This window comes from Aporhodopirellula rubra (assembly GCF_014192335.1).
Classification (GTDB): domain Bacteria; phylum Planctomycetota; class Planctomycetia; order Pirellulales; family Pirellulaceae; genus Rhodopirellula; species Rhodopirellula rubra.
Genome location: NZ_JACHXU010000013.1, coordinates 49,454 through 70,746 on the forward strand (window position 1 = coordinate 49,454; position 21,293 = coordinate 70,746).

At 57.2% G+C, this 21,293-nt stretch carries 12 protein-coding genes and 1 riboswitch; of the genes, 6 read left to right on the forward strand and 6 right to left on the reverse strand.

All coding sequences use genetic code 11. The features are described from left to right. Nucleotides 1-8: 8 nt before the first annotated feature. Entirely contained in the window at nt 9-1,175 is a 1,167-nt protein-coding gene (locus FHS27_RS17650; RefSeq protein ID WP_246420037.1) for a cysteine desulfurase family protein, read from the forward strand. 61 nt (nt 1,176-1,236) lie between these two features. On the opposite strand, the gene FHS27_RS17655 is transcribed toward FHS27_RS17650, so the two are convergent. After that, nucleotides 1,237-2,496, reverse strand: a complete 1,260-nt coding sequence (locus tag FHS27_RS17655) for an agmatine deiminase family protein (protein WP_246420039.1) — start codon at nt 2,494-2,496, stop codon at nt 1,237-1,239. Nucleotides 2,497-3,205: 709 nt separating this feature from the next. On the opposite strand from FHS27_RS17655, the gene FHS27_RS17660 reads away from it, so the two are divergent. After that, nucleotides 3,206-4,378 carry a response regulator gene (locus FHS27_RS17660; protein ID WP_184306206.1) on the forward strand — a complete coding sequence of 391 codons (1,173 nt, stop codon included), beginning with the start codon at nt 3,206-3,208 and terminating at the stop codon, nt 4,376-4,378. 166 nt (nt 4,379-4,544) lie between these two features. Here FHS27_RS17660 and FHS27_RS17665 read toward each other — a convergent pair whose 3' ends face one another. Further along, nucleotides 4,545-5,732 (reverse strand): DUF255 domain-containing protein, encoded by a 1,188-nt coding sequence (locus FHS27_RS17665; RefSeq protein WP_184306207.1) that lies wholly within the window; start codon nt 5,730-5,732, stop codon nt 4,545-4,547. A 172-nt stretch (nt 5,733-5,904) separates the two neighbouring features. Continuing rightward, nucleotides 5,905-6,223: riboswitch (cobalamin riboswitch) on the forward strand. Between the two features lie 181 nt (nt 6,224-6,404). Here FHS27_RS17665 and FHS27_RS17670 point away from each other — a divergent pair. The 4 genes from FHS27_RS17670 (at nt 6,405) to FHS27_RS17685 (ending at nt 15,909) form a co-directional block, all read left to right on the forward strand. Beyond that, nucleotides 6,405-7,238, forward strand: a complete 834-nt coding sequence (locus FHS27_RS17670) for a DUF1559 domain-containing protein (RefSeq protein WP_246420040.1) — start codon at nt 6,405-6,407, stop codon at nt 7,236-7,238. Nucleotides 7,239-7,340: 102 nt separating this feature from the next. After that, on the forward strand, nt 7,341-15,050 hold the full coding sequence (locus tag FHS27_RS17675; protein WP_184306208.1) for a DUF4465 domain-containing protein: 7,710 nt from the start codon (nt 7,341-7,343) through the stop codon (nt 15,048-15,050). Then, nucleotides 15,047-15,268, forward strand: coding sequence for a DUF1289 domain-containing protein (locus FHS27_RS17680; RefSeq protein WP_009100303.1), 222 nt, complete (start codon nt 15,047-15,049; stop codon nt 15,266-15,268). The genes FHS27_RS17675 and FHS27_RS17680 overlap by 4 nt, the downstream gene beginning before the upstream one ends. A gap of 35 nt (nt 15,269-15,303) precedes the next feature. Continuing rightward, entirely contained in the window at nt 15,304-15,909 is a 606-nt protein-coding gene (locus FHS27_RS17685; RefSeq protein ID WP_184306209.1) for a DUF6580 family putative transport protein, read from the forward strand. Between the two features lie 252 nt (nt 15,910-16,161). On the opposite strand, the gene FHS27_RS17690 is transcribed toward FHS27_RS17685, so the two are convergent. The 4 genes from FHS27_RS17690 to FHS27_RS17705 form a co-directional block, all read right to left on the reverse strand. Beyond that, nucleotides 16,162-16,578 (reverse strand): globin family protein, encoded by a 417-nt coding sequence (locus FHS27_RS17690; protein ID WP_184306210.1) that lies wholly within the window; start codon nt 16,576-16,578, stop codon nt 16,162-16,164. A 144-nt stretch (nt 16,579-16,722) separates the two neighbouring features. After that, nucleotides 16,723-17,352, reverse strand: a complete 630-nt coding sequence (locus FHS27_RS17695; protein ID WP_184306211.1) for a Tll0287-like domain-containing protein — start codon at nt 17,350-17,352, stop codon at nt 16,723-16,725. A 101-nt stretch (nt 17,353-17,453) separates the two neighbouring features. Then, on the reverse strand, nt 17,454-18,851 hold the full coding sequence (locus FHS27_RS17700; RefSeq protein WP_184306212.1) for a cytochrome c3 family protein: 1,398 nt from the start codon (nt 18,849-18,851) through the stop codon (nt 17,454-17,456). A gap of 1 nt (nt 18,852) precedes the next feature. Next, a complete protein-coding gene (locus FHS27_RS17705; RefSeq protein WP_184306213.1) occupies nt 18,853-20,862 on the reverse strand; it encodes an FAD-dependent oxidoreductase in 2,010 nt (669 codons plus the stop codon). Nucleotides 20,863-21,293: the final 431 nt, after the last annotated feature.

Here is a 21,293-nt window from a genome sequence, read left to right on the forward strand (position 1 = left end):
GATGAGAAATGTCTGAGATGATTTACCTCGACCATCATGCAACCACGCCCTGCGATCCGCGCGTGGTTGATGCCATGTTGCCGTGGCTGACCGAACGTTTCGCGAACCCCCACAGCGATTCACATGCGGCGGGGCGTGAAGCCGCTGACGCGATTGCGGAAGCGGTGCAGACCATCGCGACGACGATCAACGCACCCGCCAGTTCGATGTTGATCACGTCGGGGGCGACCGAGAGCATCAATTTGGCGATGCGTGGCGTGATGACTCATCCGAGAAACCGTCGCAATCACATGGTTGTTTGTACGACCGAGCATCCCGCGGTCATCGACGTGGCGACGGATTTGCAACGTTCGGGAATTGAGGTTTCGTATGTTCGCGTTCATCCACAGTCCTCCAATGACGGGGGCGCGGCGGGCACGATCGATCTCGACGCACTCGCCGATGCGGTGACGGATCAAACGGCGCTCGTCAACGTGATGATCGCTAACAATGAGATGGGAGCGATCCATCCGATCGCCGAGGTTGCCCGGATCACACACGAAGCCGGCGCGTTGTTGCACTGTGACGCGACGCAGGCGGTGGGCCGGATCCCGGTCGACGTTGATTCGTTAGGGATCGATTTGTTGAGTGCGTCGGCGCACAAATTTTATGGGCCCAAGGGGATCGGGTTTCTGGTCGCGGGCGGGACGCGGCGGCGTGTTCGATTGCGTCCACAAATTGTCGGCGGCGGCCAGCAACAGGGCCTGCGCAGCGGGACGATGAACCCGGCGGGCGTGATCGCCATGGCCACCGCGATCGGGCTCGGGTTGGAAGATGCACCGCGAATCGCGAGTCTTCGTGACCGATTGTGGGAAACCCTTCGCAGCGAAATCGACGGTATCGAGCTTAACGGGCCACCCTTGTCCGATCCCTCCGTTCGGTTGGCCGGGAATCTGAATTTTCGGTTGTTGAGCGTCGAAGGCGAGACCTGGATGGCGGCGACACCTGGTGTCGCGTTCAGCAGCGGGTCGGCGTGCAGTAGCGCGAACCCGTCGGCGAGCCACGTGCTGCTCGCGATGGGATTGAGCGAATCCGAAGCCCGTCGCAGCGTGCGGTTTGGCGTGGGGCGGTTCACGACGGAGCAATTGATTGACGACGCGAGCGAGCAGTTGGTGACCGCGTACCGGCGGTTCTGAGACCCGCTCGCCGGTTCGTGTTGCCCCGATGTTTCGGTCGCCCTTTTCAGTTCGCCGTTTTTTAATTCGCCGTGGGGACGCCGTCGGGGAAATAGAACTTCCGTGACGCATCGAACCCGTACAGGTTTTTCGGCATGGGGGCGAAAATGGGGACATGCATCGACAAACAGTGCAGTTCGCCTTGGAGGTCACGCATGCTGGTCATGTTGATCGTTTCGACGCGGTGGTCGGGCAGCAATTGTTGATAGGTGTGCAACGCCTGTTGGACCAAGTGCGGCGGGTCGGTTTCAAGAACGGGGACGAGCACCAAATTGTGAGTAAGGATCGCGTTGGTGTACGCGCTCCACGCGTTGCCGTCTCGCGTCGGAATGTTGAGGCGGTGGATTTTCAGCGGTTTTCCGCCGGTGCGGACGTTCCTCAATCGCTCGACATTGCGATTCAAAATCCCAGCGTTCACCGGATCGGTTGACGACAACACGTTCGCGACCAAGACGGTGTCCGCTGCGATGAAGGTTGTGAACATGTCGACGTGCTGTGTCTCCTCGTTTTGCAGCGGCTCGAGGACGACGAGTTGTTCGAGATTGCACGCGTCGGCGATCGCCTCAACGACGATGTGGCGTCGGTCGTGTTCGGCGTCCTGCCCCAGAAACGGATTTTGGAACTCGATGTGGTTGTCGTCAAAAATGCGATTCGTCGTCAGCGCGAGGCCGTTGCCGTTGGCCATCAGGTTGCCGCCTTGGATGGTCCAAGCGATCGGCAGCGCGGGCACGTTGGTTTGTCGGGCCCAGTCGGTGGGCAGATGGTCGTCGATCGGACGTTCGCCGAGATAGAAGAAGTCGAGGATCTTGCTGGACGTGCGCGTCTGCAGAAAGATCGGTCCGAAGTCTCGCATCCAAACCGTGTCGGTCGCGATCGGGCAAAAGTAAACGTCAGGAAGATCGCGGTTGAGTTCGGCGAGCCACGCGGTCGTTTCCTGAATCGCGATCGAATCGGCGCACAGGATGACGAGAGGGCAGTAGCCGGATGTCTTGACCGCGATCTCTTGCAGGATCGGGCGATGTTGGGGATGCCAATCGCTGATGCTGAGCAGGAGTGCGTGAGGTGTTTCGAATTCGGCGGGCAAGCGGGGCCATTGAGAATCGACTCGCCGTACCGCATGAGCACCTCCGAACGCATCTCGTGTCATCTGCACACGGGGAGGCAACTGCGCACGCGAAGGCAGCGTGGAGAATGTGAATGTTTGGGCGACGCAGCGGGACGTGTCCGCACACCCGATCAAAACAATCGCAGCAACCCAACATCGAATCAAAATCGACCGCATCTCAACGCCCACCAAGACAAAAGAAAAGCCTCAAAGACAGCATCACAGCCGAACGCACGTCGCCTCGATGGACCGAGGGGACGCAGTTGAGAAGACGTTCGAACGGACAGTTTAGTGCATTTCCTGGAAAGGAATAGCCGATCTCGGCGGACTTCGGGGGAGCAGGTTTTGGTGCACTGTGAGACGGTGAACGGGATTGTCAGCATTTGAAAAGCTCTCGCCGGTTTCAGTTTTCCTGCGGCAGGGGCGTTTCAGGTCGATGAGGCGGAAGTGTCCTTGAATCAAAGTGTATAGAGCGATGGCGGTGGTGGACGCGATTTGGGGGGGCGTCTCCTCCGGCTTCGTTTTTGCCGCCGCCGTTTCGTGCCCCGCGGTCGTCGTCGATACGACCGCTACAACCGAGTCGATGAGCGACTGTTCAAGGTCGAAAAAGGACGCGGTTGTTCAGTCGGTTCATTTCGAGGTGGTAACGTTCGAAAGACGATGCCTGACAAATTGGGGGCGAAAACTTAGCAGACTCTGTCAGGGTGAACCCTGCGGGCTCGGTGTCCGTTTGTTTTCAATCAATTGGTATGGCATCTGAGAGTCGATGCGAGGCCGATCTTCACTGATGGTCTCGAGCGTGGGCGATCATGACGGTTGCGTACATGCGACGTATGTAACCGACGAGCGTCGGGCAGCGTTGCGTGATTTCAAATGGGGCAAAATAATGATTAAGAAAATACTGTTCGTCGATGATGATCCCGTTCTGCTGGGCATTCTCTCCGGTACGGCATCTCAGCAATTCGGTACGGAATTTGAGATTCAGACCGCCGAGGGTGGTCAGGCAGCGATTGAGGTCACCGACTCGGAGGGGCCGTTTTCCGTCGTTGTTGTCGATATGCAAATGCCTGGAATGAACGGCATCGAAACGATTGGGCATCTTCGGACAAAGATGCCACATGCTGTCTTCATGATGTTGACGGCGAACCGTGATTTGGAAACGGCGATTCACGCGGTGAATGACGGCAAGGTCTTCAAGTTTTTGTCCAAGCCGTGTGAACCGAGCGAGTTGGCTTCATCGATCAAGGCGGCCCAGTCGGAGCACAACTCTTTGGTATCCGCCAAGGACTTGCTCAGCGGCACGATCTCCGGGACGTTGGACTTGATGACCGACTTGATCGAAATGCCGGACGGACGCCACATCGATACTGCTCGCATGTTGAACGCGACTAGTGATTTGGCCAGTCGGATGGCGATCAATTTGGGGTGGGAGGAACGCATTGCGGCTCGTGTGTTTCTCGTCGGAATTGCGATGCTGTCTCCGCAGGAGGCGGAGCGGTTTGATTGTTTGGATCCCACGTCGGATGAGCACAAGGAACTGTTTGGAAAGATTTGCAGGGTCTCTGCGGGCTTGCTGAAGAAGATCCCACGATTTGATTGGATCGTGGACCTGTTGCGTTTGGTTCCCAAGGCGGAGCGGTATCGAGAGTTGGGAAGCCGCGAAGAGTTGTCTGCGTTGGTTTTACGAGTGGTCTTTTACTGGAACTTCCTGACGATGAAAGGCATGTGCGTTGAGACTGCGTCGGCGACCATTCGGAAGATCATGCCAGAGTTGCCGGACAAACTAATTGGTGCTGTTGAGTGTCTTCACGACAACCGGGATGCTCTCTGTGTCAAAACAGTCGCCATGACGGAATTGAAGCCCGGCATGATTCCCTATCACAGCGTTACGAATGACCAGGGGTGCAAAGTCATCTCGGGCGGACGCCGTTTGACGCAGGCGATGATCGATAACCTGTGTGCCGACCGTGAGCTGAGTCAGCGACCGCTGATGGTCGTGATGAGTTCGATCTCAACTCTGCAATACGACGATGCCTCTGGGGTCGCGTGTCCCGTTTGAGCACGGGCGTACAGCGGCGACATGGCGAATTTTTTAAAGGTCGCAGCTGCTTGAGTGTTTGAAAACTGACACGAAAAAAGACTAGGTTCCATGGAGAGAACCTAGTCATTCGGAGTTTCGATATCGCGTGGGCCGAACGTCTGCCGGGCCGGTGCGTTCGTGCTGTTTAGCTGGCGTCGGGATTGGCGTCCTCGACGGCTTGGCTCATGACTTCAATGGCCGCGTCGGTGTACCGCTCGTACTCGTTGAAGAAGTGGTTCATCGCGGCTTCGTCGGCGAAGAAGAACATGCGTTGGTGAATCGGGTCACGCATTCCGAACCGACGTTTGCCGGGAACGATTTGTCGCTCTTCGAAGAATCGAACAACGTCGATTTCGTTCAGCACGGGTGTGTAAGGCATTGGGTCGGCGAGGAACGTTTCCATCTTTTCAGCGGAGCTGAACAGGTAGAGTTTGCCGAGGTGGACAACGCCAAACTTCGGATTGCCTTCGACCCACTTGTCTTCGTCGATCACGGTGACGGCACAGTAGCCTTCCATCGCGAGTTTCGGTGACGGTTGCGACGCCGAGGCGGGAGTCGGTTCTTCGGTTACACCGAGTTGTTCGGTGGCCGGTGAACTGATATCGGCAACGGGATCCGTCATTTGAGCGGGCATGCCCAGCGACATGCCGTCGGTGCGAGCACCGGCGAGTCGAGCGGTCGCTCCACCTGGCAATGGCATGCCGGCGTGTGGGTTGGCCGTTGGCGGATGAGCTGGCATTTGTCCGTTGGATGGGACTTGTTGCATTGCGAAGCTGCCGGCGGCGTTGACGGGCATTTGAGGCCGTGCTGCCGGTTGAGTGGGAGCCGATGCGAGTTGAGCCTGAGTTTGACCGGGCTGCATGGTCGGCGTCGTGGGGGCCGACTGTGCCGCGATCATCTGGTTGCCGGCTTGGGCGAGCATCGCGATGTAGCGATTCGGATCCTGCGGGCTGACCGAGTGTGCGAGTGTTTTTCCGGCGGGTGTGACGACGACGTCCGTTGGGAATTTCGTCACTTTGAACATCTTCGCCAGTTCTGGCGATTGGCCGGCGTGAATTTTCACGGGGACGAATCCGCCCGCGACCGCCGCGGCAACGTCAGGCGACTGGAACGCACCGGCTTCGAGCCGATCGCACCAAACGCAGTTGTCGCTGTAGAAGTGAAGCAGGAGGGCTTTGTTCTGAGCCTTCGCTTCGGCGTGTGCCGTTGTCAGTTCACCCCGCCATGGGATTTCTGCGGCAGCTTGTCCCAGGAACAACGAATTGCCCGCGACGAACACGCTTACCATGAACACGGAGTGAGTCTTGATCTGTCGAAGCCATGCGAGTCGCATTGGACAAAGTCCTTCTTGTCTGTATGCAAAATTGCTGCGTCCCCACACGATCGTGGGGGCCGTCAGGGTGTGAATCGGTTGTACCGATTAGACGACTTAAGCCGAAGTTACCTAATTTTCCGAATTCACCGCCAGATCTTTGTCATTGACAAGCTGGGAAAGCCTGTCGATACTCCGCGTAACGATACTTGGTGCCGTGACGGTCAGTTGGACCGCCGCGAAAACAGGGAACTTCGGTGAGATTCCGAGACGGCCCGGCCGCTGTATCCGACGCCACGATTTGCGGTGTTTCCGGCTCGATTTCTCCGTTGGAGAGGGTCGGAACGTGAGGCACCGAAAGTCTAAAACCCATTCCTTTTCTTGGCCATTGCCGCGATTTGCTCCGCCATCCGCGATTTATTGCGGGTGGAGTTCGGCGATCTCTCGGTGAGAAGGCGAGGTCTGCGGGAAGCGTCGGGAGTCAGAAGACCTACCAGATATCGGGCGTCAAACGCATGGTTGGGCGGCAGTCATCACTGCCGGCGACGGTGCGGGTCTTCTAGGGTGAGACCAGCGTCAGGAACCTGCTCCGTTTCCTTGTTTTGAGCAAATATTGCCACCAATCGAGTGCGCCGTCACCGGGCGTGCCACCACCGGTGGGCGAATCGTTTGTTCTTGATCGATCGATCACCGATGCCACCTTCCCCTGTGCTCCACCCCGCCGGATCGGCAAACGCGACGTCGCGTCGACGATCCCCCTGTGGTTTTACATTGGTGGAACTGTTGGTCGTCATCGCGATCATCGGTGTGTTGGTTGGGTTGTTATTGCCCGCGGTCCAGGCGGCTCGAGAGGCGATGCGCCGGGCGTCGTGTCAAAACAATCTGCATCAGGTTGGTTTGGCGCTCCATAACTACCACGCCGCATTTAACCGATTTCCCCCCGGGGCGATCGAAGTTCGGCCCGAGGTCGCCGGCGGTAAACAGTTCGCGTGGTCGGCGTTCGTGTTGGCGCATCTCGAGCAAGCGGCACTCGCCGATCGGATCGATTTCAACCTCCCGTTCGATGACCCGGTCAATGCCGAGGCGGCCGGTGAAATCGTGCCCGCCTACGTTTGTCCGAGCACGCCGCGATCGGAGGCACGGACCAATGAGATGGGCGTGACGGACTACGGCGGGATCTACGGCGAACGCATCGTCAGCACGAACAACCCGCCCAGTGGAATGATGATCCACGATCGAGCGTTGGGATTTCGAGACATGCTCGATGGAAGTTCGCACACGATCGCGATCGCCGAAGACGCGGACTTCCCCGACGGTCAGTGGATCAACGGACGGAACCTGTTTGATCAAGCGTTCCCGATCAACAAGGCGCCCGCGTTTGAAAATGACATGCGGAGTTTTCATCCCGGCGGCGTGATGGTTCTGATCGGAGACGGGGCGACTCGTTTTCTCGTCGAGCAAATCGACATGGAAGTCTTGGCTGCTTACTGCACTCGAAACGGTCACGAGCAAGTCCCCGAATTTTAGCGTTGGCATTTTACATCGTCGGGCGACGTCAGCCTGCAGAGACATAAGAGACACAATCGAAGACACGCGTTGCGATCAGCACCGGCTTAACTCTCAATCAACATGATGAACACAACATTGAAAACGAAACGAAAGTCTCTCCTGAATCGACGACTCCTGGTGCAGTCGCTCGAGGACCGTCGGCTTCTCGCGGCGGGGCCTTACGCGCCCGCGGCAGGGCAAGCAGGTTCGACCGCGATCAGCGTTAACGATTCGGCGATCGTGGGATGGGCGTCTGCGGTCGCCGACTACTCGCCGGGGTCGAATGTCGACAGTCAGTGGACCGACTCGACCATGGCACTCGGTGCCGCCGAAGGCGAATTCGACAAGGTCGTGTCGCTCGGACGAGGCGGTTCGATCACGTTGGAATTCGAGACGCCGATCCGCGACGGACTCGGTGCCGATTTCGCGGTGTTTGAAAATTCGATCAACGACACGTTCTTGGAACTCGGGTTCGTCGAAGTTTCATCCGACGGTGTGAACTTTGTCCGTTTCGCGAGCGACTCGCTGACCGCGTCGGCGGTGTCGAGTTACGGTGAAGTCGACACGACACAGATTAACAATCTGGCCGGGAAGTATCGGGGCGGGTTCGGCACTCCGTTTGACCTCGGTGAACTGCGTGGGACGGCCGGTTTGGACGTGACCGCCGTGACGCACGTACGCTTGATCGACATTGTCGGTGACGGGCTGACCACGGACACCACGGGAGATCCGATCTACGACCCGACGCCCACGTTCGGATCGGCGGGATTGGATGTCGACGGCATCGGCGTGATTCATGAAGTGGCTAGCGGCGAAGTCGTGATCGATTTTGAAACGCTCGGCAGTTCGCTCGGTTCGGCCACGTTCGACAACGGAGCCAGCGGCGCGGGCGGGTTTACCGAAGAAGAGCTTTCGCTCAATAACGATTACAGCACTCAATATCAGAGTTGGTCGGGATGGTCGATTTCGCAGTCGACGGACAGTTCGACGGCTGGATTCGCCAACCAATTCGGAAACGTCACCGGTGGTGGCTATGACAATTCAGAGACCTTCGCGGTCGGCTTTTTTGATTCGTCGCCATCCGATCCGCTTCCGCCGCCGACGATCACGATCGATCCGGCGAGCGGTTCACGGTTTGATTCTTTCTATGTGACCAATACCACCTATGCCGCACTGTCGATGCTCAACGGTGATTCGTTCGCCGGCAAGTTCGGCGGCGACACCGGCAATGATCCTGATTTCCTGCGGCTCACCGTGACGGGCGTGGATGCGTCGGGCAACTCGGTCGGTGAAGTCACCGTGATGTTGGGTGACTATCGGTTTGAAGACAATTCCCAGGACACGATTTTGGATTCGTGGACCCGTGTCGACGTCTCGTCTTTGGCGAACGCCCGATCGTTGCAGTTTAGTATGGACTCGAGTGATAACAGCGCGTTCGGGATGAACACGCCCGCGTTCTTTGCAGTCGATAATGTGACGCTGCGTCGTGCGGCCGTGCCGATGGATTTTGCAACCGATGTCACGCGAGAAGACGAGCCCGTGTTGGTTCGTGTCTCGCGACCGACGGCCGATTCAAGGACGGTGTTGGACGTGACATTGGATCGAACCGGATCCGACCAAGCCGCCTTGCCAGAATCGGTGTCGATTCCCGTGGGATCGCCCTACATCGATTTCTACATCACGCCAACGAACGACGAAATTCCTACCGCCGATCGACAATTGGAGGTCACCGCATCGGCGGAAAACCTGTTGCCGACGACGCGTTCGTTGCTGATCCAAGACGACGAGACATTGGCGATCACGTTCGACACCGCGACGGTCAATACGACGGAGGACGCCGGGGAGTTGCTCCTGACGCTGCGTCGTAACGATGCCGATGTGAGCCAATCGCTCGAGGTGACGCTGAGCGACGATTTGGATGGAGCGTTGGTGGTGCCGGTGTCCGTTCAATTCGCCGCGAATCAGCGGGAAACGACCGTGACGGTGCAGTTGGTCGATAACGATCTGTTTGGTAACGGACGCGCAGGTGAAATTCGAGCCACTGCGGATTCGCGTGAAGACGCCATCCTTGCGATCTCAATCGCCGAAGACGATTTGCCGACGTTGAGAATGGAACCGAATGCCATTCAATTGAGTGAGTCGTCTCCGGAGACGACTCGCACAGTAACGCTGTTCCGCAATACCGAAGACAATACGTTGCCGGTCACCGTTACGCTTTCGTTGCCTGAGGGTGGACCGTTGGTCGTGCCGAATGACGTGGCATTCGAAGCGGGCAGTGCATCGACGACGTTCACCGTTGGTGTGATCGACGACGCGATCGATAATGTTCGCTCGGTCTATCCGGTCTCCGCCAGTAATCCGAATTTCGTTTCGTCGACGTTGAACGTCACTGTTGCCGACAACGACACCGCGTCTCTGCAGATTGAACTGCAGGACCTCGCGGGCGAACCGGTCACGGAGGTCTCTGAATCGACGCAGTTCAACGTGATTGTCCGCCGAGTCGGCAGTTCGCTTGATGTTGCTCAAGAGGTGACGCTGTCCACAACGCTCGGTGAACGCGTGACCGGTGGCGGTGTGGTTTCGATTCCGATCGGATCCGATTCCATTTCAGTAACGATGCGAGTGGTCGCCGACGGGATTGTCAGCGGAACAACAGCAATGTCAGTCACCGCGATCGCCGAGGGGATTGGTTCGGTGACAAAGAGTTTGTCCGTCACGGAGAGTGATCAGCCGGCATTGACGATTACCGGTCCTGAGGGTGGTCTGGATGAAGCCGATGCGGTAGCGATTGGCGATTTCGAACTGCTCGGACGTGAGTTGACGGTCGGCGAGTTCGACAACAACGCGGGACCGGGTGGCGAGTTCGTCAGTGGTCCGATCTCGCTGCACAACACATTCGACAACTCGTATGGTTTCGATCTGTGGTCGGGGTTCTCGATCAGTCGCGGCAATGACACCACAACACCTGGTTATTTCAATCAGTACAGCGCCGTGACGGGCATCGGGGCGAACGGTTCGTCCACCTATGCCGTCGCTTACGCCGGATCCCCGGCAACGATATCGAGGACCGGTGACCAACCGTTCGCATCGTTGGACATCACGAACACGACCTACGCGGCACTCTCGATGCGAGACGGTGATGACTTTGCGAAGAAGTTCGGTGGTGAGTCAGGTGACGATGCGGATTTCTTGTTGTTGACGATCGAGGGACTCGATACGTTCGGCAATTCGATCGGTGAAGTCGAATTGTACTTGGCTGATTTCCGGTTCGAGAACAACGATCTCGACTACATCCTGATGGATTGGACGAGCGTCGACGTCAGTTCCATCGGCGATGCGGCGGTGTTATCGATGAGCCTCTCATCATCGGACAACGGTTCGTTCGGAATGAACACACCTGCGTACTTCGCGGTCGACAACGTGATGCTGGAAAGTGAATCGGAAACGCTGCCGACGTTGACGATCACGCGTAACACTTTGGACACGTCGGAGGCATTGGCTGTCAATCTCTCAGACGATCGTGCGGATGTTCTGTTGCCCTCATCGGTGACGATTCCCGCGGGGATGTCCAGTGTCGAGGTTCCGGTGACCTGGATTGATAACTCACTCTTTGATGGCGGGGGAGTTTGGCATGTGAACGCGACCGCCGTAGGCCATGTTGACGGCAACGTGGATGTTTCGCTTGTCGATGATGACGTCAAAGTACTGACTCTGACGCTGTCTCACGATTCGGTCAGCGAGTCTGAAGGTGTGCAGACGATCGGATTTGAAGACATTGGCGGATCGTTAAGTTCGGAGTCGTACAACAACGGATCCGACGGGCAGGGCGGATTCACTGCCGGATCGGTTTCGTTCCCAACGGCTTACAATTCGACCTGGGGCAGTTGGAGTGGTTGGGCGGCATCGAACGTGACGGACGTGAACACGGCGGGATTCACGAACCAGTTTTCAGCGTATACCGATGTGGATGGAACTCAGCCCGGCGGCGGTGCAAACGGATCGGAGACCTTTGCGGTTGCGGGCGGATACGGAGTCTCGCCTTTGACGATTTCGATGCCCGGCGACTTTGCGGATGCATCATTCAGTTCGATCTCGATCACCAACACGACGTACGCGGCGCTCTCGATGCTCGAGGGAGACGATTTCGCGAAACAGTTCGGTGGCGAGAGCGGTGACGATCCTGATTACTTCTTATTGACGATCGATGGGCTTAATGCCGCGGGCGAATCGGTCGGCGTGATTGAGTTCTATTTGGCTGACTATCGTTTCGAAGATAACTCGCTCGACTACGTAGTCGATGAATGGACGACGGTCGATTTGAGTTCGTTGTCGACCGCGTCGAGTTTGCAGTTCACGATGTCATCGTCGGATGTCGGCGATTATGGCATGAACACGCCCGCGTACTTCGCGATCGATGAACTGGTGATCGATCGTTCGGCGGCCCCCGCACCTTCGATGGTGATTCATCGCAACACGTCGGATGTCAGCGAAGCGTTGACCGTATCGCTGGAATCGACCTTGCCGTCACGATTGTCCGCCCCTTCTTCGGTGGTGATCCCCGCGGGCGTGGATAGCATCCGAGTTCCGCTGTCGGTGATCGATGACGCCGAGTACTTGGGAGATGCAGTGGTGGAACTGGCTGCGAGTGCGGACGGTTACGTCGGTATGACGCAGACGATTGGCGTGCTCGAAGATGAGTTGCCGAGTCTGACGATCACGGGTCCTGAGGGTGGTCTGGATGAAGCCGATGCGGTAGCGATTGGCGATTTCGAACTGCTCGGACGTGAGTTGACGGTCGGCGAGTTCGACAACAACGCGGGACCGGGTGGCGAGTTCGTCAGTGGTCCGATCTCGCTGCACAACACATTCGACAACTCGTATGGTTTCGATCTGTGGTCGGGGTTCTCGATCAGTCGCGGCAATGACACCACAACACCTGGTTATTTCAATCAGTACAGCGCCGTGACGGGCATCGGGGCGAACGGTTCGTCCACCTATGCCGTCGCTTACGCCGGATCCCCGGCAACGATATCGAGGACCGGTGACCAACCGTTCGCATCGTTGGACATCACGAACACGACCTACGCGGCACTCTCGATGCGAGACGGTGATGACTTTGCGAAGAAGTTCGGTGGTGAGTCAGGTGACGATGCGGATTTCTTGTTGTTGACGATCGAGGGACTCGATACGTTCGGCAATTCGATCGGTGAAGTCGAATTGTACTTGGCTGATTTCCGGTTCGAGAACAACGATCTCGACTACATCCTGATGGATTGGACGAGCGTCGACGTCAGTTCCATCGGCGATGCGGCGGTGTTATCGATGAGCCTCTCATCATCGGACAACGGTTCGTTCGGAATGAACACACCTGCGTACTTCGCGGTCGACAACGTGATGCTGGAAAGTGAATCGGAAACGCTGCCGACGTTGACGATCACGCGTAACACTTTGGACACGTCGGAGGCATTGGCTGTCAATCTCTCAGACGATCGTGCGGATGTTCTGTTGCCCTCATCGGTGACGATTCCCGCGGGGATGTCCAGTGTCGAGGTTCCGGTGACCTGGATTGATAACTCACTCTTTGATGGCGGGGGAGTTTGGCATGTGAACGCGACCGCCGTAGGCCATGTTGACGGCAACGTGGATGTTTCGCTTGTCGATGATGACGTCAAAGTACTGACTCTGACGCTGTCTCACGATTCGGTCAGCGAGTCTGAAGGTGTGCAGACGATCGGATTTGAAGACATTGGCGGATCGTTAAGTTCGGAGTCGTACAACAACGGATCCGACGGGCAGGGCGGATTCACTGCCGGATCGGTTTCGTTCCCAACGGCTTACAATTCGACCTGGGGCAGTTGGAGTGGTTGGGCGGCATCGAACGTGACGGACGTGAACACGGCGGGATTCACGAACCAGTTTTCAGCGTATACCGATGTGGATGGAACTCAGCCCGGCGGCGGTGCAAACGGATCGGAGACCTTTGCGGTTGCGGGCGGATACGGAGTCTCGCCTTTGACGATTTCGATGCCCGGCGACTTTGCGGATGCATCATTCAGTTCGATCTCGATCACCAACACGACGTACGCGGCGCTCTCGATGCTCGAGGGAGACGATTTCGCGAAACAGTTCGGTGGCGAGAGCGGTGACGATCCTGATTACTTCTTATTGACGATCGATGGGCTTAATGCCGCGGGCGAATCGGTCGGCGTGATTGAGTTCTATTTGGCTGACTATCGTTTCGAAGATAACTCGCTCGACTACGTAGTCGATGAATGGACGACGGTCGATTTGAGTTCGTTGTCGACCGCGTCGAGTTTGCAGTTCACGATGTCATCGTCGGATGTCGGCGATTATGGCATGAACACGCCCGCGTACTTCGCGATCGATGAACTGGTGATCGATCGTTCGGCGGCCCCCGCACCTTCGATGGTGATTCATCGCAACACGTCGGATGTCAGCGAAGCGTTGACCGTATCGCTGGAATCGACCTTGCCGTCACGATTGTCCGCCCCTTCTTCGGTGGTGATCCCCGCGGGCGTGGATAGCATCCGAGTTCCGCTGTCGGTGATCGATGACGCCGAGTACTTGGGAGATGCAGTGGTGGAACTGGCTGCGAGTGCGGACGGATACATCGGTATGTCCGATGCGATCTCAGTCTTGGAAGATGATTTGCCGTCGTCGTTGACACTGCAGCGGGTTGATGAATCCAACCGTTTAGTAGGAGGTGTGTCGGATGTGGTATTGGGCGAGTTTGGTGACGATGCCAACATCGACCTGATACTCAGTAACGGCCCGCAGCAGTTCACGCTGAATCCAGTCGAGGCGGGATCGCTGACGGTTCGATTGTCGGGCGGCAGCGATTGGGCGCGGTTGAACAGCAAGACATTCGACGTTGTCGACGGCGGCCTCGGCGTCGACACAGTGATCATCTCGCCGACTGATTTGGAGGACGGTGAATCTGTCGATGTCGCGGCGTGGTTAAATGGTCGCGTCATCGGTTTTGAAACCGTGGTGTTGGGCGCTTCGGCATCGAATGACGGAGGCTTGTCGACGGTGTTCGATTTGGATCTGGCGGCGTTGACTGAATTGTTTGGAGATTCAATTCCTCGGATCATTTCAACCGCTGGCCAATCGCTAAACTGGATCGGTGAGTGGCGACTCGGTGGAATGACGTTGGATGGCGGATCGATCGTTGCGACGATTCAATCTGGCGGTGTCGAGGTCACGGTCACGACAGACCAACCGTGGCGAAACCTCGTGCTCAATGCCGACGTTGATGCGAGCGGTGCTGTCACGGCTCGAGACGCGCTGATGATCATCAATCGGCTCAATTCCAATCCATCCTTCGAGCTGCCATTACCTCAGACAGCGGAAGAACTCGCCGGGATTTATTATGACGTCTCCGGCGACGGCATCGTCACGTCGCTCGATGCCCTGCAGGTGATCAACTGGCTCAACGAACATGACAACGGGGCACCGACGTCCGAACCTGCTGAAGGTGCGATCGTCGAGACGTCTCCCGTGGCGTTGCCATCGGACGCATCGGATTCCACTTCATTCGCCAACTCGACACTGGCTCGAAGTATCGATGAAGCCTTGAGGTCAGCCGATTTCGACGTCGACGGTAACGCCCTCGTGTCGACTGCTTCGGTTCAGATTGAGTCTTCAGACACCGAAGTCGACGGGGGTGCTGCGGCAAATCGTATCGAACCCGCCTCAGTTGACGTCGCTATGAGCGAACTCGAATTGTTATCAACGGCATTCTCCCTACAATCGGAGATTCAACGATGACACGTTCCAACGAGCCGCTATTGCCGCCTCGCTCGCCGTGCATCGGGATTTGTCAGGTCAACGACCAACAAATCTGCGGTGGCTGCTATCGAACACTCAGTGAAATTGGACGTTGGTCGATTGCATCGACGGACGAAAAACGTTCCATTTTGAATTGCGTGCAACGAAGACGCTTTGAATCCGTTTTTCCTGCGTCGTGTGGGCAAGACGAAACCTAACACCGTCCGCTTCCTTTCCCTTTTGAAACACTGCTATGAACACGATTACCACACGAATCCGCCGCTCGTTGTCCACGATTTCGACGTCACAGGTTGCCATGATTGGTGCTGCGATGGCGGTTGCGGTTGCCGCTCGTCTGTTGCCTCACCCACCGAACTTCACCCCAATGGCGGCGATCGGGCTGTTCGCGGGCGCGGTTTGCCTGCGGCCTGTCGTCGCGGCGTCGGCGATCGTCGGTGCGATGTTGATCAGCGATTTGTTTCTCGGTTTCCACACGTTGATGCCAATCGTCTACGGTTGTCTGCTGGTGAACTTGGTCATCGGTGCTCGGTTCGTACGCGGGGCCAACGGGTTGCAATTTGGTGCGGCGTCGTGCGGCAGGATCATCGCGGGTAGCTTGATCGGCAGCGTGTTGTTCTTCCTTGTGACGAATTTCGCACACTTCCTGGCGTTCTACCCACCTACGATGGGCGGACTGGCCGCGTGTTACACCGCCGCGATCCCGTTCTTCCAGTTCACCGTAAGTGGTGACTTGGCCTACACCGGCGTCATGTTCGGTTCGCTCGCCTTGATTTCGATCAAGTCAGGCTCGTTTGTAGGCACCCGCACATTCGCGACCCAATCTTTTAACGCACGTTGAAACCAAACACGCGTTAGATCACTGACAGGAAGCGTGCCGGCAATGTCGTGAGACTTCGGGCGACTGAGTCCTAGTGAATGCTGCTGCCGTGAACGAGCACGTCAACACTTGAAGTGCCGTTGGAGCGAAGGCTCCTTTGTTTAGATAGGCCGTGTCACGATCGACAGGGCCTTTGAGAATACATGCCTAAAAGGCCTGGAACGCGTCGCCGAGAGGACGCGTGAATCGGCTTTTGGACGAGCGAACGATCACTTAGGCGGTCGCTTCGGTGCCACTGAGCATAGCGGCCGAGAGGGTCGAGTAGGTCAGCAGCCACGCTTCCTTGACGTCGTCAGTGAAGGCGTCGCCGAGTCCCTGCTGGAGCGTCCAGATGAGTGCTTCGCCCACGGTCGCGTAACTCGAGTCGGGTACGTTGTACTGTGCCGCGTGCTTTTGACCCAACGCTTGGACCGTTGGTAAGATCGTTTCGAGTCGGTCGAGCGATGCGACGGCGAGCGAGATCGTCGCCATCAGTTTCTTTCCTTGCTCGCTCATGTCGTTCTTGAACAGCGATTTCAGCTCGGGGTCGAGCATGAACAGTCGGCCGTAGAACAGCTCAGCGGCTTGTTCCGAAATCGGTTTGACTTTTTCCCAGCTCTCTTTGACGAGGGTGACTTGTTCGGGCGTCATCGTGATGGTTCTCTTTGGAAAATGATTGCGAAATAAATACGACGTCGAAAAAACGGGCGTCCGTACCCATGTTGGTTCCTTCCTTGTGCACGCTATGAAATGTCATGAGCGTATGAGAATTGGCGTCGGGAAGAACGTTCCGCGTTACTGCATCGGGACCCGGACGATCACGCCGCCCATGACATCGTCTTTGACGAATTCGGGATAGTTGTCTTCGCGATTACCGTGGTCGTTGTGGCAACTCCAACATGCCTCCGCGACGGCTTTGTCGGCGTAGGCGGCGACAAAGTACTTTTCGCCACCGAGTTCTTCTTCGCCGTAAAAGTTCTCGTCGGGGTGTTCGACGAGATAGTCGAGAGCTTGGATTTCGAAATCACTCTTGGGACGGTTTTGTTCGTTCAGAGGCCACTTGCTCTTGAGCGCGTATGTGAAGCCGGCTTCCGGATTCTCGAATACCAATTCGGATCCCATGCGGAACATTTGAGCGGGCAGAGGGATGGTGTGTTCTTCATCTTCCCAATACTCACTCGGTGTCACCGGGGCGTCTTGCTTTTTCAGACGCGTGACGACTTTGGACGCGTACACGGTTCGGTCGGCCATCATGACCGCGTGGACGGCATCGGCGAACTTCTGATACGGGATGCCGGTTTCGGCAGGTGGTGATGGAGTCGCCGAAGCGGTCGCGGTGGTGTTGCCGCCGCATCCCGTGGTTGTTGCGGCCAGGAGGCACAGCAGACCGAGTAGTGAGAGTGATGCTTTCGTTTGAAATTTCATGATGAGTTCCTTGAGTGTTGATGCCATGGTGAGATGGCAGATATGGATTGTCGGCAGAGTTGCCGGGGCGTTGGATACCGGGACGTGGATATTGATGATGTCTATTTCTTCTTCAAACGAGCCTCCCTTTTGCGTTGCTTTTCATCAAACCTCGCTTTAGCGAGATCGACACTTTCGATGTGTTGCGAGGGCGACGTGGCGAAGCAATTCTGAATCAAATCTTGATCAGCGAGAGCGTCAATCGAGAACGCCAGTCCGTGGCAATTCATGCAAACCTCGCGAATCATTTTTTCGTTCGGACGAAGGTTGGCGTTTTGGTTGTGTTGAACCCAGACGTTGCCGTCGTCATCTTCGACGCGAGGGAGATGGCAGGTCGCGCAGGTCACGCCGCTGCCCACCGGAGACTCGCCAGCGAGTTCTTGCTGCCAAACGTCGTAGTGACTGGTCTGCGTGAACGCGTTGCTGTGATCGTCGTTATGGCATCCCAGGCATGCCTCGACCGACGCGTAGGTCGTGTCAAATCGGTGGCCTGAATGGCACGCATTGCAGTCGAGTTGTCGGTGGGCGGCGTCGACGTGCATCGGAATACGGGCTTCCGCCGGCGTCATCGCGGGGAGGTCTTGCGCCAATCGCATGCCATGATGTCCGAGTAGGAACGTGTCTCGTTCGCGTTCGTGACATTGCCCACACGTATCGAGCGAAACGGTTCGGCTCCATCGGAATTCATCGCTCGCACTGTCGGCCTCATGATTCGTGGTTTGATTTGCGGATTCGTTGAGTACTTCGGTCGCGTGACAACCGCTGCAGTTCACCCCTGCGGCAGCGTGAGCCGTTGACGCCCAATCGTCGAGGATGGCGGCGTCACCCGATAAGGATTCGGGAGCGTCGGCGGCTATTTGGGTGAGTTGACTCGCCGTGGGAGGGCTGGGTGAGGAGCGTGCGAGCCCCACCATTTCAGCGAGGAAGTCGTCTTCCCCGGCATGCTTGTTCAGGAAGTTTTCGTAGAGAGCAGTGTTGTCGTGGTAGTTGTGGCAACCCGCCGTTGCACAGGAGTCGAACGCGAAATCTGCGTGACTCGGTCGTGTTTCGAGCGTCTCTTGATGGCAGTGGTAGCAATAGTCAGCGGGCATCGTTAGCCCCATCACGAGCGTCTGCTCTTGAACATGTTCGCGGTGACAGGTCAGGCAATTGGTGGCGTCGAGAACGTTCAACAGGTCTGCATTGGACGGATCGTTGAATTTGCTCGACGGGTGTGTGTCTTTGGCGAGTCGGAGTTCCTCGGCGTGACAATCCAAGCATGCGTCCTCGCGAATGCCGTTGCCCTCGGTATGGCACACGTCGCAACGCATCTCGATCTGGTAGTGCCCGTGACTGGTCTCGCCTGGTAACAAGATCGTCTTGGTCAACGCACCCGGAGCTATCGCTGAATAAGCGATGATGCCGAACAAGATCACGTTGGTTCCGATCAACCAATACCACAGCCGTTTTGATCCTTTCATTTCAATACCAGTACACACTCACAATGTGCCCCGCCAAAAGGGCCGGCAGGGGGACAAAAAGTGCGATATGAATCCATGTCAGTTTGGGACGCCACGCCCGAACGAACATTGCCGATTCGCCACTCAGTTTTGGTTCGAGCGATGAGGCGAGTCCCGCCAATCCGCCAACAAACGAGAGCGACAAAAACGTGAGGCTGAGTGCAAAGTTCAGGTTGCTGCCCATGCGGATGCCCGTATGCACAATTAATCCGAACACCATTGCCGTGCCCAATATCGCGTGAGCGGCACGCCATAATCCGTAGTCACCACGACGGATCACTCGTGATCGCTTTCGCAGCGAAAACGTCAACGCGGCCAGCATGATGAATAGCAAACTGAACCCGGTCACTTGTTTCGTAAAACCGTCACGCCAGAACGCGTCGATTTTGCGCCAGCTGTCCTGGACGCTGGTGGCGAACGGAATCGGCGGCATGATCGCCAACGCAGCCGCTAGGCAGACGGCGATGAACGAGGCAACCAGGACCGCATTGGATCCACGGGTGTTGACCTTTTGTGGACCTTCGCCGACCAATTCGCATAGCAGGTTTTTACATGTGCCACACGCGGTTCCCGCCCCGGTCGCGAGAGATAATTCAGGTGCAGTACGGCAACCGTCGGCGATCGCGAGACCGAGTTGTTCGCGGGAGACGCCCATGCACGAGCAAACCGTCGCATGGCCGGGCCACTGATGAATCGAAAGTCCTGCTCCGCCGGCGTAAGGCGTTCCGGTTTTCAGGAACCGAATCCGCTGCATCGGCCAAAGCCGTTTGTGCTGAGCGACGGACATGCGGATCAGGTTCACGTCGTCCCACTGACCGACGGATGCGGCGCCGACCATACGTCCCTGTTCCAGGATGATTTTGCGATATCCTTCCGTGCCGGCGTGAGTGATCACGACGCCCGACGTCGATTCTCCGATCGCTTTGCCCAACGTAATAACGGGGACACCCAGTAATTTCAGTTCAACGGCTTCCTCGTTGTCAACGAATTCAGGAGTCTCGTCGGACAACCGCGCCGCCAATACATCGGCCATGCGGTAGCACGGCGCCACCAAACCGTGAATGTGTCCGTCCACGGCGGCGCATTCGCCGATTGCGTAGACGTGAGGATCGCTGGTTTCCAGACGCCGATTGACGGCGATGCCGCCCCGGGGGCCGAGTTGCAACCCTGCCTCCCGTGCGAGTTCATCACGTGGGCGAATGCCCGCGGCGACCAACACGATATCGACGTCGAGTGGATCGGCGTTTTCGAATTCGAGTCTCAGTTGGCCGTTGCTCGGAACGATGCGGTTGGTTCGCCGTGTGACATGCACATCGACACCGAGCGATTGAACTTTCTCTCGTAGGACTTTGGCCGCGTGAGCGTCGAGTTGGCGAGGCATCAATCCCGGTGCGACTTCGAGGATCGTCGTCGAAAGGCCGAGGTCTTTGATCACCTTCGCGGCTTCGAGACCGAGAAGCCCACCGCCGATGACCGCGGACGTTTTCGCGTTCTTGGCGTTGACGTAATCGCGTATAGCTTCCAGATCGTCGATCGTTCGGTAAACGAAAACGCCTGTGCTTTTTGTGCCCGCGATCGGTGGGACCCACGGATACGATCCGGTCGCAAGGACGAGTTTGTCGTATGGTTCGATGTTGCCTGCGTCATCGTGGATCTCGCGTCGTTGGAGATCGATCCGCGTGATCCGGCGGCCGGTGTGCAGTTCGATGGCGTTTTGTTCGTACCACTCTTTCGGTGACAGCAGCAGTTCGGACTCGTCACGACCAGCCAAAAGGGACGAGAGATTCACGCGGTCATACGCCGGGCGGGGTTCTTCGCCGAAAACGGATACGCAATACCGAGACCGATATTTTGATTCGATCATTCGCCGGCAAAAACCGTGTGCTGCCATTCCCCCGCCGACCACTACCAGACGCTCAGGCGATGAAACATCGACCGGGAGTGTGGCGGTAGGTTGTGGGGCACCGTGCATTGAATAACCAGAGGCGTACACACACCGTCCACGCATGAACGTGTGCACTGGGTCGAGACGAGAAAAACGAATGAGTGGGTTTGTGTATCACGACAAAGCACACAGCATTCCAATTCTTTACGTCGGGGTGCTACATTTATCCGGGCTGCATTCCCTCACGCGTTTTGGGGGAAATGATCCACGAACAGGGCGCGCCAATGGGAGAGATCGCAACGCAGCAAATTGGTTGCATCTTGCGCGGTCGGAGACGTTGGCGAGATCCAGCGGGGGGCGACGAGAAGTTAAGGCACATCAATGCCTAGGGGGCGTGCAACGGATGCGCGACTTTTAAGCTGCATCTGTTCGCTCGCTTACGGGAGCGACATGCGATCGTGATGCCGAGGTCGCATGCGGGGCATCACGCGGTGTTGCGGACGTTGAGCGGGAGAGGA